14 protein-coding genes are annotated in these 20,018 nt (G+C 37.8%); 13 read left to right on the forward strand and 1 reads right to left on the reverse strand.

Annotated features, from left to right (window positions below; translation table 11 throughout):
- The first annotated feature begins 13 nt into the window (after positions 1 to 13).
- From U3A58_RS17335 to U3A58_RS17380, 10 genes are all read left to right on the forward strand, one after another.
- Positions 14 to 931 (forward strand): hypothetical protein, encoded by a 918-nt coding sequence (locus tag U3A58_RS17335; RefSeq protein ID WP_323825579.1) that lies wholly within the window; start codon positions 14 to 16, stop codon positions 929 to 931.
- Positions 932 to 1,203: 272 nt separating this feature from the next.
- The gene (locus U3A58_RS17340) at positions 1,204 to 1,890 is read left to right on the forward strand and encodes a hypothetical protein (protein ID WP_323825581.1); all 687 of its coding nucleotides are present in this window, start codon (positions 1,204 to 1,206) and stop codon (positions 1,888 to 1,890) included.
- 198 nt (positions 1,891 to 2,088) lie between these two features.
- Positions 2,089 to 3,339, forward strand: coding sequence for a GmrSD restriction endonuclease domain-containing protein (locus U3A58_RS17345; RefSeq protein WP_323825583.1), 1,251 nt, complete (start codon positions 2,089 to 2,091; stop codon positions 3,337 to 3,339).
- Positions 3,340 to 4,275: 936 nt separating this feature from the next.
- On the forward strand, positions 4,276 to 5,511 hold the full coding sequence (locus U3A58_RS17350; RefSeq protein WP_323825585.1) for a Shedu immune nuclease family protein: 1,236 nt from the start codon (positions 4,276 to 4,278) through the stop codon (positions 5,509 to 5,511).
- A gap of 177 nt (positions 5,512 to 5,688) precedes the next feature.
- Positions 5,689 to 7,770 (forward strand): ATP-dependent endonuclease, encoded by a 2,082-nt coding sequence (locus tag U3A58_RS17355; RefSeq protein ID WP_323825587.1) that lies wholly within the window; start codon positions 5,689 to 5,691, stop codon positions 7,768 to 7,770.
- A complete protein-coding gene (locus U3A58_RS17360) occupies positions 7,752 to 9,695 on the forward strand; it encodes a UvrD-helicase domain-containing protein (RefSeq protein ID WP_323825589.1) in 1,944 nt (647 codons plus the stop codon). The genes U3A58_RS17355 and U3A58_RS17360 overlap by 19 nt, the downstream gene beginning before the upstream one ends.
- Positions 9,696 to 10,052: 357 nt before the next feature.
- On the forward strand, positions 10,053 to 11,009 hold the full coding sequence (locus tag U3A58_RS17365; RefSeq protein ID WP_323825591.1) for a hypothetical protein: 957 nt from the start codon (positions 10,053 to 10,055) through the stop codon (positions 11,007 to 11,009).
- Positions 11,002 to 12,735 carry an RNA-directed DNA polymerase gene (locus U3A58_RS17370; RefSeq protein WP_323825593.1) on the forward strand — a complete coding sequence of 578 codons (1,734 nt, stop codon included), beginning with the start codon at positions 11,002 to 11,004 and terminating at the stop codon, positions 12,733 to 12,735. The genes U3A58_RS17365 and U3A58_RS17370 overlap by 8 nt, the downstream gene beginning before the upstream one ends.
- A 130-nt stretch (positions 12,736 to 12,865) precedes the next feature.
- On the forward strand, positions 12,866 to 13,102 hold the full coding sequence (locus U3A58_RS17375) for a hypothetical protein (RefSeq protein ID WP_323825595.1): 237 nt from the start codon (positions 12,866 to 12,868) through the stop codon (positions 13,100 to 13,102).
- Positions 13,103 to 13,122: 20 nt separating this feature from the next.
- Positions 13,123 to 13,512 carry a hypothetical protein gene (locus tag U3A58_RS17380; RefSeq protein ID WP_323825597.1) on the forward strand — a complete coding sequence of 130 codons (390 nt, stop codon included), beginning with the start codon at positions 13,123 to 13,125 and terminating at the stop codon, positions 13,510 to 13,512.
- A gap of 137 nt (positions 13,513 to 13,649) precedes the next feature.
- On the opposite strand, the gene U3A58_RS17385 is transcribed toward U3A58_RS17380, so the two are convergent.
- Positions 13,650 to 14,225 (reverse strand): hypothetical protein, encoded by a 576-nt coding sequence (locus U3A58_RS17385; RefSeq protein WP_323825598.1) that lies wholly within the window; start codon positions 14,223 to 14,225, stop codon positions 13,650 to 13,652.
- A 346-nt stretch (positions 14,226 to 14,571) separates the two neighbouring features.
- On the opposite strand from U3A58_RS17385, the gene U3A58_RS17390 reads away from it, so the two are divergent.
- The 3 genes from U3A58_RS17390 to U3A58_RS17400 all read left to right on the forward strand — a co-directional run bounded on the left by U3A58_RS17390 (position 14,572) and on the right by U3A58_RS17400 (position 20,015).
- Complete coding sequence (locus U3A58_RS17390; protein ID WP_323825600.1) at positions 14,572 to 14,793, forward strand: hypothetical protein; 222 nt, start codon at positions 14,572 to 14,574, stop codon at positions 14,791 to 14,793.
- Positions 14,794 to 15,426: 633 nt separating this feature from the next.
- Positions 15,427 to 16,794 carry a peroxiredoxin family protein gene (locus U3A58_RS17395; protein ID WP_323825602.1) on the forward strand — a complete coding sequence of 456 codons (1,368 nt, stop codon included), beginning with the start codon at positions 15,427 to 15,429 and terminating at the stop codon, positions 16,792 to 16,794.
- Complete coding sequence (locus U3A58_RS17400; protein ID WP_323825604.1) at positions 16,791 to 20,015, forward strand: SusC/RagA family TonB-linked outer membrane protein; 3,225 nt, start codon at positions 16,791 to 16,793, stop codon at positions 20,013 to 20,015. The genes U3A58_RS17395 and U3A58_RS17400 overlap by 4 nt, the downstream gene beginning before the upstream one ends.
- Positions 20,016 to 20,018: the final 3 nt, after the last annotated feature.

Consider the following 20,018-nt stretch of genomic DNA (forward strand, 5'->3'; position numbering starts at 1 on the left):
CAAATTTTATTAAATGGAGTTCATAACGGAAAAGGGAGAAGAATTTATTTTGGTAACTGATCAAACCCATTTGGAAGAATTAATTACCAGAATTTCTGAGGGAGAACAATTTGCATATCAATTTAAATTTTCCGAAAGAGATTTTTTTATTAAGCTACTGGGATCATTAAGGATTAATTATGAAGACTTTACGACCAAGTACTATCATTTCGATGCAAATAGAAGACTTCACATAAGTGAAAGCGAATTTGGCTATGTATGGATAAGTACCGTGGGTTTAATTGCAAAAAACAAGTCGACTACCAACCGCGCTGTTAATTCGTGTTTAAATCAACATACGGTAATATCAATGCTTCTAAAAGAGTCTATTGAAGTCGTTCAAGACGAAAGGGTTTATGATATCGACTCCTATAAATTTGGGCTTCTTGCCAATTTGTCGCCAGCTATCTATCATAACTTAGCTTTCTATGTGGAAGTTTTCTGCAAGGCTTATTTATCGTTAACAGGTACCCAAGCTCCAAAATCCCATAAATTATCTTTGATATATCAAAAAACTGTAGAAGCGATGATTAGCAAAAGCCACAATGATTCGCTCTTTCAAATATCGGTACTTGACCCACTTTATAGTTTTGTAGATCATCTTGGTAAAATTCCAGGAGACTTTAAAGAACATTTCATTAAATATGATGATAACCCTCAAGATGATACAGTAATTCTATTCGAAGTGCCAAAATTGATCGAAATGACATACCTGCTTGAACTAAGTGCTGATTTTATTTCTGACTATTATTACATGGGGGCTGATACTTACTATTTAAGGTCTAATGTGTATCAAAGGATGCTTGACAAGGCAGATACAGAGGAAAAAAAAGCAAGAGTTCAAGCTTTGTACCCACATCTCGCAAAGAACATTAAATTTCCAAATACATGACATATCTTCAAGAAATGATGTGGATACTACACAAGTTTTTATCTCACACCCGGGCTTAAATCCGGGAAGTATCAAACACCTTTTGATTCTGATATCTTGATGAATAATAAACAAGTGCCCTTTTCTTCAGAGCTTGTTCCGAAAATCGGGAAGAAGGATAGGGTGAGATAGAAAAGCCAATTTCAAATTGCTTCGGATATCAATGCGGAATTACAAATCCCACTCCGCCATTTAGTGTGATTTGAATATCCCAACTCTTAAAAATCGATTATATGGAAGTGTCTATTTTAAAAGGATTAAGGAATGCATTTACTGAAAATATTGAGCTGCGAGGCTTCGATTATGCCAATCTGAAACCAGAATACTTATTAAAATATAAAATTGCAACCCAAATCAAATCTGATTTTCCTGACTACAAGATTGAATTAGAAGCAAGAACTGAAAAATTTCATCAGAGAAGTTATGAAATTGGGGATTTCATGACAGAACCAAGTTTCTACAACAAATGGGGAATAGAAAGATCTGGTTTTATCGACATCGCAATTTATAATTCAGATTTCAAGGCAATTTGCCCCATAGAAGTCAAATTGATAAATCCACAAATAATATTAGTTGAAGAAGATTTGATACGATTGTTAGATTATCTAAAGGCCTTTGATAGATCTTCGATAGAAGGTGCCTACTTTGTCTACATTTACAAAAAAAAAGTATTTGAAAGTTTAGAGCAGAAACAGAAGGATATTGATTCAGCGAAAGTCAAAGCTAAAAATATGATTTGTAATTTTAGCCATGAAATTAAAAGTAGGCTTGAATACGATTTTTTTTGTGAATCAATCGGGGAATTCACGAATTTTGAAACTAACGATGAAATGGAGGGTTTAGACCAATTTGAATTAGGGGAATTAATAAGAGAAAACTTTCACTATGTTGGTGTTGTAATTAAAATTAGGATTGTTTGAGCATTGGAAATAGGTTCAACCTTAGGTGCTTTTAGTACCAAACGATTTATAAACATGAAGAGCCCCTGATATAGATCGGGACAGGCAGTGTGAGAAGAGAGTCTCATACACAGCCTGTCCCGCAAGGAGGGAGTTCTGTGGGAATGTGAGGGTGAAATTCCCTTGCCTGACCCGATTATCCCACATTATAAAAGAAATATGCCAACAATACAGAAATTCATAAACGACAGAAATAAATACAAAGTTGACCATACTTATCAAAGACCAGTTGACGCGTGGTCTAAATTGGATAAGCAATGTCTAATTGATACTATTTTAAAAGGAGAACCTATTCCAATCTTCTTTATGAATTATAAATCAGACGAAGAGAAGTTTTACATTGTTGATGGACAACAACGCCTCCATTGCATTCAAGAGTTTTACGAGAATAAATTACCCTTAAACAAGAAATTCTCTGGAGAAAAAAATCACGGATTAACTTTCAATGGAGAGAAACCATTATCTGATAGCCAAAAGGAGATTTTTTTAAATTACAATTTGACATTTCACATTATGGAGGACTATGATGATGAAAGAGTTAGATTAATATTTTCAAGGCTTCAACGAGGTAAACCTTTGCAACTTGGAGAAAGATTAAATGCAAATCCTGGTACAATTGTAGAATGTATGCGAGAAATTGCTAACCACGATTTTATGAAATATTCAATTGGAATTTCGCAAAATAGATATGGTGTTTATCCAGACGCAGCAAGACTCTTGTTTTACGAAATGTATGGATGCAAGCAAATGGGTTCTAACGAACTCTATAATTTCTTTGACCAGCATAAAGAATTAGGGAAAAATTCCAAAGAATATAAAAACGCCATAAGTGTATTAAATTTTCTTGAAAAATGTTTTCCAAAAGAACCGGGAAGCTATAAATATCTTGAAAAGCACGCTTGGGTAATTGCGGTTTACACAATGGTTAGGGAATTAAAAATTGGCTATTCCCTCCATGGGCAAGAAGAAAATATTAGAAATTTCATTAAATCATTTCATTCTAAAGTTTACGATGAATCATTTAGAACTTCAAAGGCCAATTATCAAAGATTCTATGACAATGTTAGAGGTGGTTGGTCTGAAAAAATTCTAACATTAAGAAAGAGAATATTAATAGTTGAATTTTTAATAAAATACGACTTGAACGAGTTAGACGACAAAAGACAAATAAATAACGAAGAAAAAATTGCTGCCTTTAGAAAAGCAGAGGGTAAATGTGAATATCCAAAATGTGAAATAGAGTTCAAGGATTACAAAGAAGCAGAATATCACCATAAAGAGATGTATGCAAAAGGAGGTAAATCTGAATTGGATAATATTATGGTACTATGTACTAAGTGCCACGATAAAATTCACGGAAAAGACCATATTGAAACTGAGCTGGAAGAAGAATACGAAGAAATAGAATAACAATGGGCTAACCGAGTAGACGGCCGTGAGCCATAAGCCCACGGTGCGCCTCTCACACCACCGTACGTACGGGTCTCGTATACGGCGCTTCACTGGATTTTAGGTTGCGATTTGAGTTAATAGGAAAGCATGGATTCATATCCCTTTCTTTTCAGGCGTGACAAAGTGATAGTAGTGATCAGAATCGGACTCTGGGCTACTGGATATTCCGGAGCATGTTGACCCCTTTAGGATAGATTTTCGGAAGTATTCCAGGGCATATTGCCCCTCTGATCGATACTTTTGTTTTTTTAGCGGACATGTTCGATAACCGCTAAATATAATCCCACGGGTGAAAAAGCTGATTCGATAATTCGTATACAGCAAACGTTATTCTTTCACAGATAGTAAAGGGAAGCCAAACCTATCGTCCACCTTGCAGCTCCGAACCCAGGATACTCACCTTCTGTTTTGATGTGTAAAAACGCTCAGAGGGATGCAGATAATTCTGCTGATCGACCAAAAAACACTGCAATTCCTTCAGATTTCTTGTCATTTCCCTAAAAAAATACCCTGTACAGGGTATGTTTTGCTATCATTTTATTCCTTTTCTTGCACAAGCCTTTTAGTTTTTGAAAACAACCAACCTACTTCTTACCCTTTATTCCATCTGGAGCAGAGCCGATCACCCTCTCTCTTCAGGAGAGGGCAGGGGGTGAGGTAGAACAGCCAACTTTTATCACCCATCCGGGCTTAAATCCGGAAACCATCAAACACCTTTTGATTCTGAAGTCCAGATGAGAGTACTTAACTGGCACTTTCTTATTTCAGATGTGTCTTCAATGACCACCGGCATTGAAAGCGAGAGGTAATGGCGGTTAGCTACCCATTATTCAGCTGACAATCTCCACGTTGTTGCGTAGATAAACAAGTTGCCATTAATACTAAAGAGAGATTATGCCTGACTATAAACCAAACGAAGAAAACGTAACGATCAATACAGGAGCTAAAAAGGTTTTTTCATATTGTGACGATACGGGCAAACCAGTTCATAAAACTAAAGAAATATTTAAAAAAGAGAAAAAGTTTATTTACTATCCATATTCAGTTAATCCGACCGATGGAAGTGTAAAATTGAAAAAGATTCATACAATTGAGTTAAGAGGTTGGGAAAAGGAATCTGACATACCTAATGACTTCAAAGTTACTGGTCGATACGGTTTTCGATCAAATAGGGTGAGGCAATTTACCCAAGTTCTCTATTCAAAGTTTAAAGAAGTCGAAAAACTTACGGTAGGAATTAATATTCAAAATAGATTTTCCACAAAAACCATTACAATAAATTGGGCAGACTTATTTCCAATTCTTAAAAAAATAGGAAATGAAAAGAGATGGTACGATAGGACACGAAAGTTAATGATAACGAATGAAATGGCCGGTATCACAACAAAACTTGAAAAAGAGAAAGCATTTTTAAACGCTGGACAATTAGACGCATTTTTAAAAAAATTCGACTCATTTGAAAAAGTAACAAAAGCTGATATTGAGTCTCTATCAACGGTTATGGAAACTGCACCACCAAGTAAGATTTCTGTTACTACCAATTTTATAAAAACTCGTGATAAAATAAATAAAGTTTTCATAGAAGATATCATTAAAAATTTTGAGAGACTCATGTCAGCAAAAAATGATAATGAAAAACAATGGCAAATTTTCTTTGGTAAAAATTCTTGGATTCTAAATCATCTTTTCCCTTTTGAAGTTATTTTAAGAAAACAAGAAGCTTACGTTGGAGGCAAAACTTTAGAAAACGAAGATGGTCGTATAGTTGATTTTCTATTTGAAAATGGTTTTCAAGATAATTTTGCTTTATTAGAAATTAAAACGCATAAAAAAGATTTATTAAAGAAAACAGCATATAGGAAACCTGATGTTTTTGCTTACTCAGATGACTTATCAGGTGGAATAAGTCAATGTCTTGACCAAAAAGATGTTTTTTTAAGAGATTTTGGAAATAAAGAAAGAATAATTGATCCAAAATCTATTTTGGTAATTGGTATGAAAAACAATCTGACTGAACATCAAAATAAATGCTTTGAATTACTTCGTTCCAATCAAAAAAATGTGGATGTTTTGACATTTGATGAATTACTAGCCAAATTAAATGGATTACTCAAGGTAGTTGCGGAATAAGTACAAATGCCAACACCGTTTATAAACTATGGCTTGGTCTGTCCACACTTGGAAAATCCTTCCGATTTTACGAACCCACTTATTTGTATGAAGAGGCTGGTGCCGCAACATGCCAAATCTCATTTAAGAATCGTTGCACTAAACCTACCAACACTTTGTCAATCAACCCTTAATAATATGAAAATAAGGAAAATAGAAGTTGAAAATTTTCGATTACTGAAGACTTTCTCAATGGACCTTGAAAATGAACTTTCTCTTGTTATCGGGAAAAACAATACAGGAAAGACTTCTATTCTGTCAGTTCTTGATAAATTTATAAATGAGAAAAGTAAATTTTCTTATGATGATTTCAATATTGATTTTAAAAACGAATTAGAAGGTTTAATCAAGTCGGCTGATGTTCCCGACGAATTCCTGCCCAAAGGCATTAAACTGAAAATTTATATTGAATATAACGATACTGATGACTTATCTAATGTTAGCAGAGTATTAATGGATTTAGATCCTGATAATAATAATATTGTTTTAGGTTTTGAGTACACTGTAATCAATGATGATTTTTTAAAAATTAAAGCTGACTATGGAGCCTTCGCAGCCAGTGAAAATGCCAAAAATGTTAAGAAGAAAGAATATAAGCCAAGGGAACTAAAAGATTTTTTAAAGCAAAACTTAGAAGCTTACTTTAAAATTCATAAATTCTCCTTTGAGTACGATACTGCTACAAAAGAGATTACCGAAACTAAACCAATCGACCTTATTAGTGAAAATATTAATTTAAAAGATATTATCAGCTTCAAATACATAAGTGCAAGGAGGGACGTGACAAATAAGGAAAAGGAAAACACACTCTCAAAACAAACTTCTAGCCTTTATAAAAAGAAAGAAGATAGTAGCGATAAGACCCAAGCTACAGAAGATTTCAAAGACCAGCTTTCCGAGACCGATAGTACCTTAAGCGACATCTACAAAGACTTGTTTAAAGATGTAATAAAAAAGGTACATGATTTTGGTGGCATTAAGTTAAATGATACTGATATAGCAATTATTTCAACACTGCAACACCGAGAATTGCTTGAAGGGAATACTACAGTGGTGTACACTCACGATGACCATAAGTTACCAGAGCATTATAACGGTTTGGGTTATATGAACCTAATAAGTATGATTTTTGAAATTGAAATTCTTGTACAGGATTTCAAAAAAGATAAAGTCAAAAAGCCAACAGATATTAATTTGCTTATTATAGAAGAACCGGAAGCTCATACCCATCCCCAAATGCAGTATGTCTTTATAAAAAATATAAAAAAACTGCTTGGAGAAGGCATCAAAAGAGATGATGGTATAAACAGACCATTACAGTACATAATCACAACGCATTCATCTCACATTGTCGCAGATAGCGATTTCGATGATATTAAATATTTGAAAGCAACAACAAAGAATAATGTAACTGCGAAAAACCTGAAAGATTTAAGAACTCAATATGATGCTGACCCAAAACAGTATCAATTCTTGAAACAATATCTAACGATTAGTAGAGCTGAAATATTTTTTGCTGATAAAGCTGTTCTTATTGAGGGAGATACTGAAAGAATTTTGATACCAACTTTTATGCGAAAAATTGATTTGGAAGAGGCTTCTCGTTTAGAAGCTGAAGGAAATGAAGATACCTTCTTACCGCTTTTATCGCAAAATATATCAATTATCGAAGTTGGGGCTTATTCTCAAATCTTTGAGAAGTTTATTGACTTCTTGGGTATTAAATCAGTGATATTAACAGACATAGATTCTATAAAGGTAACAGGTCAAAATGCAAAAGGGAAAGAAGAATGGGGAGCATGCCCTGTAAGTGAGGGCACAAAAACAAGTAACTCAGCAATTAATCATTTCTTGAATGCTGTAACTTGGGACGACTTAAAATCCTTATCTCTTGCTAATAGAACAATTACTGTCGGGAGTTCCACAGTTTGTATATGTTACCAACAGGAAGAAAGCACCTATCACGCAAGAAGTTTTGAAGATGCCTTTATACACCTAAATAGAGCATTCGTAAAAGGAAATAAAGATACTTTCCAAGGGATAAAAAATGCTACTGATTTTGATGATGATGCGAAAATCCCTTATGTTTTAGCTGCGAATTGTGTTAAGAAGAAGACACATTTTGCCTTGGATATCTTATACCACAGTGATGAAAAATTTAGTAATTGGAATATTCCTACTTACATTAAAAATGGTTTGTTATGGTTGAAGGAAGATTAAATTTAGAACCAGAAGTACAGGAAATTTTTCAATCTATTGATAATGGTAGAAACTTTTTATTAAGTGGAGGTGCAGGCAGTGGAAAGACTTACTCCTTGGTAAACGTAATTAGGCAGGCAATAGCTGAAAATCCAACGGCTAAGGTTGCTTGTATGACCTATACTAATGCCGCAGTAAAAGAAATTGAAGAAAGAGTAAACCACAAAAATCTTAATGTATCTACTATACACGATTTCTTATGGGATAGTGTCAAAAACTTTCAAAAAGAGCTTAAAGAAGCTCTTATTTCCTTGGTAAATAATGAAGAAGTAACTAAAATTTCTATTGAAGAAGTCAATCCCGTTCCGGATAGTTATTTTGCGGTTTTAACTGATGGTGTACAATACAAAGAGTTTGTCAGAATACGTGAAGGAATTATATCTCACGATGAATTGCTTATAGTAGCCAGCTATCTTTTTGAAAAATATCCCAAGCTTAGCAGCATTGTAAAAGATAAATATAAGTTCATTTTCATAGATGAGTACCAGGATACAAGCAAAGCCGTTGTAGAAACATTCCTTACACATTTTAAGAAAAGTGGAAGAATGAATATCATAGGTTTTTTTGGAGATGCTATGCAAGCAATTTATGAAGATGGTATTGGTAACTTGGACGATTACAAGGGAGATGATGCAGAAAAAGTAAACGAAATTCCAAAGAAGCAAAATAGAAGAAATCCCAAACTTATTATTGATTTAGCAAACAAACTTCGTACTGATGGTATAATTCAAGAACCTTCTGCCGACCCGAAAGCTCCTAATATGGTTAATGGTTTAATAAAGCAAGGAACTGTTTTGTTTCTGCATTCCACTGATGGAGATATCCACAAAGTTGAAGAATTTTTAGCAGCAAATTATGCTTGGGATTTTAAAAATTCAAAGGAAACAAAAGAACTTAATCTTACTCACAATTTAATAGCAGGCAAAGCAGGTTTTAGAACCTTGATGGATATTTATGATGATGACCCTGTAATTGGTTTGAAAACGGATATCCTTAATAAAATAAAGGATAACAAGAAAAATAATAGACCAGAAATTAAAATTAATGAAGATGATACTTTCGATACTGTTGTAGATAAGTTTGGATTAAAAAATAGACAAAGAGTACTGAAGAAAGATATTTTATTAGCGGACCCTATAAAAGTAGAATTGTACAATCAGCTAAAGGATAAACCATTTTCTGAAATAAGAAAAATCTATTTAAATAAAGATGCCCTAATTGATGATAAAAAACAAGATGAAGATGATGAAAATAGGAAAGGCTCAAAAAGAGATAACCTTATTAAACATCTATTCAAAATTCAGAACAATATTTCTCTCTATCAGAACAAAAAATACAATGAATTTTTAAGAGTAACCGATTATCGATTTCGGATAACAAGTATTGCAAGTAAAAAAGCCTTAAAGGAAAACATTGAAATTCTTTTGAACGTTGGAGATAGTACAATTGAACAAGTCATTAATGATGCAAATGAAAGGGGGATTTGTTTGATTGATGATAAATTGATTGCTTTTAAAGAGATTAAAGAGTATTTGTATAATCGAGTGAAGGATGTTAAGTTTAGTGAATTTCAAAAACTTTATGAATACCTTGAAGGACAAACACCATTTTCAACGCAGCACAAAACCAAAGGTGCAGAATTTGATAATGTCTTAGTCATACTTGATAATGGCGGATGGAACAATTATAACTTTGGTAATCTTTTTTTAGAAGCAGGTTCGGCTAGTGTATTGGATAGAACCCAAAAAATATTTTACGTTTGTTGTACAAGGGCAAAAGAAAATTTAGCAGTTTTCTTCCACAATCCCGAAGCCCAAGTAATAACGAAAGCTAAAGAGTGGTTTGGAGAGGGTAATGTAATTAATATTGAAAAATATGCTCTATAACTTATAACTAGTTTTTTGTTGAGTGCACAAAAGATGAAAGATCTGTTGCAAGAAACAGATGAGGTGTCTGTAGTGATTCATCTCATCGAGCTTATTTGAGCATTGGAAATTGGTTCAGCTTTAAGTACTCTTAGTACAAAGCAATTACAAACATGAAGAGCTCCTGATAGAGTATCGGGACTGGCAGGGTGAGGTGAGAGTCTCGCGCACAGTTATGAGGGAGGGGGAGGATCCAATTCCCCCTGCCTGACCCGATTACCATTTTTGCAAAACACCTTCAATTGCATTTAGTGAAAACGTTCATAGCAGTTTCAAATTCGATTGCTCAAGTATCGGCTAATATTACTAATTTAGGACATGTCCGAACGTCTGCTTAAACCTGATTTGCTACCATTATCTTTATGGCAATCTGCAAATGATTTATTGTTTATTTCACCAGCATTATCCGAATTATATTGTGAGGCAATAGATGACCTTGGCCTTCGGGAACTATCTGGTCAGAGAAATAGCGAAGATGGACCAGTAGGGGGATTAACCAAAGAGAAAACCGAAGAACACTTTGCTCAGGCATATGATGGTTCAGTTGCAAGGGTACAGTTGGCAGTTCTCGACCCAAAAGACCAAGTGGGTAAATGTTCAAATTCCTTCATGACCCAGCTTGCTGGAGGGAAACTTCTAATAACTGACGCGCCCAGTGGTTGTGGTGCAGCAACTTTCTCTTTTTTGTCAGCACTAGCTGAACTTCGTAAATGTGGAATTATCCCTAGAGAACCCCTTGACGTTACTCTAATCGGAGCTGAAATTTCTGAACCTGCAAGAGAATTGGCTCAGACCATATTAACTAGGTTAAAGCCTTCCTTAGCATTACAGGCAATCAATGTAAAAGCACAGTTTTACGAATGGGATGTGACAAATGAGGTTAGCAATACTAACCTGATCAAACAAATGATTAAAGCATTTGACCAAAATCCTAAGAGGTTATTAATTGTTGCCAATTTTAGTGGCTTTTTGAAACTCAAAAGGAAAGAAGCTGAGAAGCAAATTCTCGAACTTCTACGATATTCCTCTGAGGAAAATAGTTTTGGTATATGGATAGAGCCCCAAAAAAATGATGCTATTCAACAGGGAGGTTTATTCAGTTGGCTAAATGGAAAAATCGAAACAGCATTGAAAAAATTCATTAAGAAAAAAGATTTGGAGAAGGGTGTAACACATCTAAAGACTAGTTCATCATTTGAATTACCGTTGGAAGCTCCAAATAGCGCAGTTGTGAGACTTGCCGTAAATGCCTTAAAACTTAATATTAATGACTAAAATGAGGCATGGTAAATTAGCCCTTAGAGCAGTAAACCAATATAGAAGAAGAGACGTACTTTCTTATCTTGGTTTAAGGTATTATCTGGGGAATTCAGCAGCAAGATCAGATAACTGGATAGAGAAGGTTTCATTAAATCTTTCATTAACCCGTGAAATAAAATATTATCCTGTTGATCATTTCAAGGAGATTACAACAGATGGGAAAATTAAGCACAGAAAAATTTTTCTTCCTTCTCCAAATGATTCCTTAGCGGAGACTGCTTTGCTGAATGAATGCGCCAATTATCCTGAAGTATTCGCTAATCCCAAAAGTGTTTTTAGTTATGATCTTTCTGATAATAAATGTAAAAGTGGGGTATTTAAGAATTATATGTTAGGATTGAAGAGAAGGCAGTCTTCAATTGCTCTAGCATGCGAGAAATATCCTAAAGGGGTAGTTGAACATACAGATATTCAAAACTTTTATCCCTCAATCTCCATTGACTTGGCAATCAATGTTTGGCTTGCCAAATGTGATAAAACTCAAATGGAACAAAAATTCATTGATTTGGGTGAGAGGATTATTATAAGTTATCGAACTTTGGTTGATGGCAAAGAATCTAAAAGTGTTCTTGTTGGGCCAATGTTCAGCCATTTTTTGGCGAATATTATATTGCATGATTTGGATCAAGAGTTTCAGAATTATTTACCGGCATCCTATTTTCGCTATGTGGACGATATGACTTTTGTTGGAAATGAGAAAGATGTTAATGAATCTATAATCATAGTAAAGTCTAAGCTTGAAGAAATTGGACTTCATCTTCATTCAGAAGGATCTTCAAAAAATATAAAAGGTAGAGCAAGTGATTGGCTCCAATACAAAAATGACTTCAGAGAAACTGAGCACGGCAGATCATGGAAAAAGCTAATTGGAGCTGTGAAATTTCATTTAATCAGCAAGCCGGAAGCATTATTAGTTTTGGAAAAACAATTAAGGCTAAATAATATTGGATTGCCGTTGTTTCATTATAGGATTTTAAGCAAAGAAAGAAGTAGTTTCGAAAAAATTAAATTGTATCCGAAGCTTTTTCAAGGCTGGATAAAGAGCTTGTCAATTTCCAATGAGAGTATTATTGATGATGCAGATTTTCTGAGAAATAAATATATACGAGAGGTAAATCAGTTAATACGGGAGTTTAAGGAAGCAAAGGGATTTCATAGAAAAAGCATAATCCCTAAGATTCGATATCGAATAGGAAGAATTTTGTACCTTTCCTCTGATGAAGAAATTAAAAAAATTGCTGGTTTGATCAATGGTTTTGAGGAGTTTAAGTTTTATCACACTCTTATTGAATCAATCTTATCAGGCAATATTGATGACGTACTTGATTTGGGAGCAGATGTCGCTCAGGCAACAGCACAGATATTCAAAGCAACCAATAGGGAAGCGTATTTTGAAAACAAGAGCAACTCCGATGTCCATAGACATGGCATCTCAATTTTCTTGTTTAATGGAGTTATTATTAAATCTTTTAAAGCACCAGATTCTGAACTTCAGAAACTTGCAAGTATGGGAGTTGATTTAGAGCTTATGAATAGCGAAAACTTCTTTGTAAGAGAAATTGCATGTCTTCATGGAATTACAGACGAACCATTACATTCAAAAACTCTAGAAAGTATCTTTGATGAGGATGAGGAATTTGTTTTTGATGCGCTTGATAGTTTTTATACCTCTTTATCATAATCATAAAGCAATAATTTTATTCCCTTTATAAAACATTACAATATCCTATAGTACAATTACGTTTTGACTGTTTTTTAAAGGGAGATATACCATCTGAATTTAATTTATTTTGAATTAATGAGCGAAATTAGTGATTAGTAATAACGTTGAAAAATTAGAAAACCTACTTGAGTCTATTAATAAGGAGGCTCGTGTCTGCATTGTAGAATGTTCAGTATTTATAGAGAGGAGAGCTTCTGAAACACTTGGAAGAATTTTAGGAATCGATTGGAAAGAATCTGAATCACTTGGCTATGGAAGCGGGAGTTTAAGCTTCGATAATAAAATCAGACTGATTAATGATCTGAAAGGAGTTGAAAAAATCTAAAGACCAAATTCCTAAATTTTATGTCGATTAGGAATAAGTTCGCACACCTTGATGATATTGATTCATTTCAAAATTACTTTAGTATCATAAAAAGTTCTAAGGATAGAAAAAAAGAGTTGATATCATGGTTCCCAAAACTAAGATGGTATGCACAAGATGTTGATGTTGAAAGATTATATAAATACGCCTTCTTCTTACTTACACTGGATTTAAATAGCAAATTAATTGATATTGAGGCTTCGCATGTTTTTGAAAAAGGGAAATCTCTAGGGGCGGTGGAAGCTTTGGAAGACTTTATGAGTACAACTAGAGATAAACTTAGTAAAACCAAAGAAGGTGAAGAGATGTTGGAAGAAATTATTGAAACGGTTTTTAGAAATGGCAGAGAGTCAGGGGGGAGTATTAGCTAAACTCTGTCCTTCCCCTCCCTTTGGGCACCCTAACGGAAATAAACTAAATAACTAATTTTTCGTATTGATGTCCATCTTTAACCTGTTTCACAAATTTAACGTAGAATGGTTATCAGTACAAAGACAATAGGTGTGATCTATTTCACACCCTTCTCCACCACCCAATAATGATTTATCGGCCTATCGCCCTCCTCTCCACTTTTGAGGGTATTGATAACCTTTTCTACATGAAGCAAGTTTACTTTAGCTAAGTTTACTAACTTATAAGACAGGTCATTGCTGGTATAGAAGTATCCTAATTCCTCAAATTTTTGAAGAATTTCCTGAGAAGTTCTTTTGGTATTAAAGAAATCTTCCTTTATTAGTCTCTTTATGACCATTATATGTTCTTTTTCAGTGGCTAAGTATTTTGAGATATCTGCCTTGGAATGATCCTTTAAGAATTTCTTAATAGGCCCTTTTATCTTTTCTTGATCAAATTCTTTAGTTAAATCGAAAAATGTTCCTTCTTCAAAGCCAAAAGCATCTTCAATTTTTTTAGGTAGAAATTTTGAAACTATTTTATTACCACTTTTTATTGCACTCATATATTTTCCTTCGCTCTTGTATTTGAGAAACACTTCAAATCCTAAGAAAGTAAATCCAGTAAGATCGATTAATTCTAATAATCTTTCTTTTTTCTGTTGATGAGTTAATTCGTTACTATTTCCCATCCCCGAAGGGATAAAAAAGTTTACTGTAAAAAGTAAACTTTTACTTGTTTGATAAATTTTATTTATGGAAATTTAGATCATCAGAGTTCTAAGAATCAATTTCTTGGAGTACTAAAAGAGCAATTACTAAAGAGTCTCGATCGCAAATTCCGACCTTTGTTATCATGAACGAGACGGTAGGTAACTGCTCATAGTCTTGTTATGCTATATTTGCATAGCTATGACTGTGGGCACCTATCGATATTCCGTTTCATGAGGTGTCGGAACCCTGCGATGCGGTTGATAGGAGCCCCGTCATAGTTTCCCCTCAATCTTGAAAGACTCGTTCTACCATTTTTCATTTCTAATGAAAACGAGCATGATTGATTTACTTCCTTTTCTGTTGCAGACAGTATCCTGTAGGATCCACAGGGTGGGAGGGTATGCTCAGTTGGTAAGCGAGTCAGTTTGTTCTCCCCCGTTAGCTATCGGGGCTATTCCTATCGGTACCTATTATTCATTACCAGAGGTACAGGGCATTATCGCTTCAGATCGCCTGTATCCCCTGAAGCCTAAGAATCCTATATAAAGGGTTCGTTTTTTAATCTGGATTCTGCATTAGGTTTCGTAGCGAGGGGTCAAGTTGCAAAAGAATCAGGCTGTTTTGAGAATGAGGCATAGCACCGCTATGGTGAATTCGAAAACAGCAGCAAAGCGACTGATTATAAAGCAACTTTAGCCCGCAGTAGATTAGCTAATGCATATTTCAGGTTCTGGCCGATTAAGGGGAGGTGCACATCCCTGAGCAAATCGGTTACCACACACTCACGTCAGCAAGCTCACAGTAGCTGGTAGAGCTGACACATTTCTTAGTATTCATTATTGCTGGTTGCTCGGTTGGAGCAAGGTGGAAAGACTATGTCTGGTTTAGAGCCAAGAAGCAAGAGTCAAGAAGCTAGAGTCAAGAGTCAAGAAGCTAGAGATTTCTCTCTCCGCAGGCTCCGTTCGAAATGACTCGGAATTCCAGAAGGAGCACTGACTCACTTCGGTCTTCCGTCTCCTGTCTTCGGTCCCTCTTCACTGCACTTCCGTCTCCCGTCTCCGGTCTTCCAGCTTAAAATTAAAAGCACATGAAATCGAGCATGACTCAAAAGTCACACACCGGGATGATTATCCGCCATGCGAGATTCCATATGGCCTTTGAAAATCAAATTATAATCATATGAAAAAATATCTATTCACATGCTTCCTGGCATTGCTATGCCTATACGGAAGTGAATTAAAAGCAAATAGTAAAGTTGCGTCACCTGGGTTAGAGGAGGAGTGGGGAGCTATCTCCACTTCCTCTGATACCCTGAAGATCGGAGATCACATTCCCTCGGGGATCGAGTTTTCCGAGGTATTACAGTATGACTCTGATAAGCTCCGTCTGGATGATTATAAGGGTAAATACGTCATTCTGGAGTTTTGGGCTCCTACCTGTAGTCTGAGTACGGGTTCGCTCGCAGACATGGAAGAGCTGCATGATCACTATGGTGATCGCCTTGCCATTCTTCCCATGACGATATTTCCTGAAGGCAGGGTGCAGGAAGTGTTGTCCGCCTATTCTGTACTGCAGAATCTGGATATCCCTATCGTTGTAAATGCGCAGAAAATGCGGGAGTATTTTCCGCATACGCTGCTTCCCCATTTTGTGATTCTCGATCCGGAGGGAAGGGTAGCTGCCATCACCAGTCAATCTGATATTACCATTCAGAATCTCGATAAAATGCTGTCCGGGGATGAGGGGGTCTTCAGGGAGAAAAAAGATAAGCGAATTAATCTGGACAGGAATGCCAGACTGATTTCAGGAAGTCCCCAGGTGGAGAACAAAAACATTTGGTTCCAGTCGGCAATGACCGGTTATATTCCGGGGCTAGGAGGCTCAATTATTCAGGATTATGCAGGGCTGTCCCATATACGAATTGTGAATATGAGCATCCTTTCGCATTTCCAGTTAGCCTATTCCCAGCGGGATCTGGTGGACTATTACGGGAGAAACAGGATTGAAACACCCGGGTTTGAACCCGAAGAGCTCTTTGCAGAGAAAGTAGGTCAGGATGCGTTGGACTGGATGGAAGAAGGAACCCATGTCTTCGGATACGAACTGATCTCACCTCCAAATTTAAATCCTTACGAATTGATGCAGGAGGATTTGAAACGTTTCTTTCCTCAGGTAAAGGCCAGTGTGGAAAGGAAAAGTAAGACAGTGTATGCTTTGGTCCAGTTGGAGGGACAACACTTCCCGAAAGCATTGGCAGGTAAGCAAGCCTATCAGGCTAACGGAAATGGTGTCCGTATGCGCAATTACCCTCTTCAGGGTTTTGTATATCACCTGAATTCCGGTTTTCAGCAAAACAATCCCTATCCGATCGTCAACCACACCGGGATAGATTACCCGATAGATTTGTTCCTAGATGCCAAGCTTTCCAATATCGAAAGTCTGCGTGAAGCGCTTCGCATGAATGGGTTTGATCTGGTTAAACAGGAGGAAGTTATTGCGGTGCTGGTCCTGGAAAAAGTGGGGGATTTTAATCCGTTGGCACCATGAGAATAAAATTAATCATTTGGTTGATCGGCGGGATGCTGATCACTCAGCTCGGACTTGCTCAAGGAACAGTGCTTTCAGGAAAAGTAGTGGATGCAAGCTCAGGGGAATCGCTGATAGGTGCTTTGGTAACTATCCTTCCGGATGACAAGACTACGGTGGCGGATACCGATGGACTGTTTCGTCTGGAAGTATCCCAAGGCGCCAAGGAACTCACGGTACAGTTTCTGGGCTATGCTACGCTCAAGTGGAGCGGTACCATTCCATTGGAGAATGAGCTGGTATTGAAAATGGAAGCCCTAGAAATAGGACTGGATCAGGTGGAAGTGCTCGCTACTGGCTATCAGGAAATTCCCAAAGCAAGATCCACAGGTTCATTTGTCCAGTTGGATGAGGGACTGGTAGACAGAAGGGTGAGCACCAATCTGGTGGACAGACTGGAGGATGTGACTTCGGGATTGATATTTAACCGTACAGGGGATACCGGAAGAGATCCTATTTCCATCCGAGGTAGAAGTACCCTGGGGAGATTCTCCCAGCCACTGATCGTAATCGACAATTTTCCATATGACGGAAGCTTGGATGATATAAATCCCAATGATGTGGTATCGATCACCGTGCTCCGGGATGCTGCCGCAGCATCCATCTGGGGTGCCAGGGCAGGAAATGGCGTCATCGTCATTACCACCAAGTCCGGCAGGAATGACCAAGCGCTCCAGGTCAGTCTGAGCGCCAATGCCAACTGGATTCAGCCTGCCGATCCTTTCCTTGCTCCCAACTTATCGGTAGGGGATTACATCGATACGGAGATGAATCTGTTTGAGGCAGGATTCTATACTTCTTCCGAGAACGGTGCGTCACATCCGGTCTTAAGCCCGGTGGTGGAAACACTGATCCAGCAGCGTGACGGGCTGATTTCAGACGCGGAGGCGGATTCCAGGCTGCAGCAGCTTAGGTCTTATGATCTGCGAAAGGATGTGGAGAAATACCTGTACCAACCTTCACTTAACCAGCAATATAGCCTGGGTCTTTCAGGAGGTTCCAAAATTCATAGCTACAGAATGGCACTGGGAGTGGATGAAAATAGGGGAAATGTAATCGGGAATTCCACAGAACGGCTAAGTCTGAACCTGAAAAATGATTTCAGTTTCTTGGAGGGTAGGCTGGTATTCAGGACTGGTTTGTACGGCGTGAAATCATCTTCGGTAGATCAGAACAGCGGACCGGAAGATTTGTATTATTCGGCTTTGGTGGATATGTATCCTTATGCCCGATTGGCCGATGAACAAGGCAACCCGTTGACCTTAAGCAGAGAGTTGAGGGATTCATTCAAAGAGGAGTCTATACAACAGGGATTGCTGGATTGGGATTATGTTTCGCTGGATGAAATCGGTAGGAACCTATCAGAAACTGTCAGCAATGACCTGCGTTTGAATCTGGGAGTTGATTTCAGGTTGACCAACCAATGGAAAGTTTCCGCCTTGTATCAGTATTGGGAAAATAACCAGCGTGCTGAAACTTTGTTTGCCGAAAACAGCTACTATGCCCGTGATCTGATCAACCAGTTTACCCAAATCGATGAAACTGATAATCTGATCAGGCAGGTGCCTTTTGGGGCTATTTTGGATTACAGTTCCAGGCAGTCCAACAGTCATTCTGCAAGAATTCAGACGGATTTCAGCCAGGATTGGGATAATGGGTTGGAAATGAATGTGCTGGCAGGAGGAGAACTGAAAGCCCTGGACTTTGCAGGAAGCAGTAACCGGTTTTATGGCTATAACGTTGAGCGGGCAAGTTCGCAGCCCGTGGATTACCGGGTGTTGTTTCCGCAGTTTTCCAATGAATTTCAGACGGCTGTCATTCCCAACAGAGATCAGCTCAGCAAAGGGGCTGACCGATTCTACTCACTATATGCAAATGCCTCGCTGAGCTACAGTAGAACCTATGACCTTACGTTCAGTGCCAGAAGGGATGCCTCCAACCTGTTTGGCGTAGAGACCAACCAACGGGCAGTACCGCTTTGGTCTGCGGGATTAGGTTGGACGATCAGTGGGGAGGATTTCTATACCTGGGGAGCACTGCCATTTATTAAGCTGCGCTTCTCGTATGGGTATAATGGAAATGTGGATCGGAGCCTGACTGCCTTCACCACTGCACAGGTAGTAACCCGGAATACCCTGACGCAGCTTCCGTACCTGCAGATCAGAAACCCTCCCAATGCAGATCTTCGATGGGAGCGGATCAAGATTGTCAATCTGGGACTGGACTTTGAAACCAGGGATAGCAGGATTTCAGGTTCGCTGGAATTCTACCAAAAGCTGGGGCTGGATCTGATCGGTCAGACTCCCTATGCTCCTTCTACGGGAATTGAAGTTTTCTCAGGCAATACCGCATCTACCCTAACCAGGGGATTTGATCTGAATCTGCTGACCCACAACCTGGCCGGGAAGTTTGACTGGACTACGGTCTGGCTGCTGTCTGCGCTGAATGAAAAGGTAACGGACTTTGAGATCGAGCCTGCTATATCCAACCTGTTGAATTATGGGGAGGCAGGATTGGGAGGCACCTACTTTCCGAATGTGGGCAAACCACTGTTCGGAATATACAGCTACCCCTGGGCGGGTCTGAATCCACAGACTGGAAATCCCATTGGGATAGTGGATGGGGAACCTAGTGAGGATTACACAGCGATTGTCAACGGTGCAAGTATGGAGTCCGTGAGCTACCATGGACCAGCCCGGCCAACCCTGTTCGGTTCATTCCGAAATACGGTTACCTACAAGGGATTTTTACTCTCGGCAAATATATCCTTCAGAACGGGCTATTACTTCAAGAGGTCTTCCATCCAATATAACACGCTGCTTCAGGGAAGGGGAGGTCATTCTGATTATGCCCAGCGATGGCAGCAACCAGGTGATGAATTGGAAACTTACGTGCCATCACAGCCAGCAGGTTTCAATTTCTACCGTGATTCCTTTTACAGAAGTGCAGCTGTTTTGGTGGAAAAGGGAGACCATATCCGATTACAGGACATTCGCTTGGGCTACAATTTAAAGCAACTGTCCAGCGCGGGATTTCTATCTGGATTCAGAAATGCAGAAGTGTATGTGTATGCCAACAACCTGGGGATGATTTGGAAAGCTACAGATACGGATTGGGATCCTGATTTTGGATTCAGCAAACCATTAAAAAGCCTGGCAGTGGGAATTCAGTTGGATTTCTGAGGC

Origin of the sequence: Algoriphagus persicinus, assembly GCF_035156415.1 — a bacterium.
Lineage (GTDB): Bacteria > Bacteroidota > Bacteroidia > Cytophagales > Cyclobacteriaceae > Algoriphagus > Algoriphagus persicinus.

Bases quoted from the DNA above. Each gene is read 5' to 3' on its own strand.
- U3A58_RS17335 (WP_323825579.1), top strand. From the start codon at position 14: ATGGAGTTCATAACGGAAAAGGGAGAAGAATTTATTTTGGTAACTGAT.
- U3A58_RS17340 (WP_323825581.1), top strand. From the start codon at position 1,204: ATGGAAGTGTCTATTTTAAAAGGATTAAGGAATGCATTTACTGAAAAT.
- U3A58_RS17345 (WP_323825583.1), top strand. From the start codon at position 2,089: ATGCCAACAATACAGAAATTCATAAACGACAGAAATAAATACAAAGTT.
- U3A58_RS17350 (WP_323825585.1), top strand. From the start codon at position 4,276: ATGCCTGACTATAAACCAAACGAAGAAAACGTAACGATCAATACAGGA.
- U3A58_RS17355 (WP_323825587.1), top strand. From the start codon at position 5,689: ATGAAAATAAGGAAAATAGAAGTTGAAAATTTTCGATTACTGAAGACT.
- U3A58_RS17360 (WP_323825589.1), top strand. From the start codon at position 7,752: ATGGTTGAAGGAAGATTAAATTTAGAACCAGAAGTACAGGAAATTTTT.
- U3A58_RS17365 (WP_323825591.1), top strand. From the start codon at position 10,053: ATGTCCGAACGTCTGCTTAAACCTGATTTGCTACCATTATCTTTATGG.
- U3A58_RS17370 (WP_323825593.1), top strand. From the start codon at position 11,002: ATGACTAAAATGAGGCATGGTAAATTAGCCCTTAGAGCAGTAAACCAA.
- U3A58_RS17380 (WP_323825597.1), top strand. From the start codon at position 13,123: ATGTCGATTAGGAATAAGTTCGCACACCTTGATGATATTGATTCATTT.
- U3A58_RS17385 (WP_323825598.1), bottom strand. From the start codon at position 14,225: ATGGGAAATAGTAACGAATTAACTCATCAACAGAAAAAAGAAAGATTA.
- U3A58_RS17390 (WP_323825600.1), top strand. From the start codon at position 14,572: ATGAAAACGAGCATGATTGATTTACTTCCTTTTCTGTTGCAGACAGTA.
- U3A58_RS17395 (WP_323825602.1), top strand. From the start codon at position 15,427: ATGAAAAAATATCTATTCACATGCTTCCTGGCATTGCTATGCCTATAC.
- U3A58_RS17400 (WP_323825604.1), top strand. From the start codon at position 16,791: ATGAGAATAAAATTAATCATTTGGTTGATCGGCGGGATGCTGATCACT.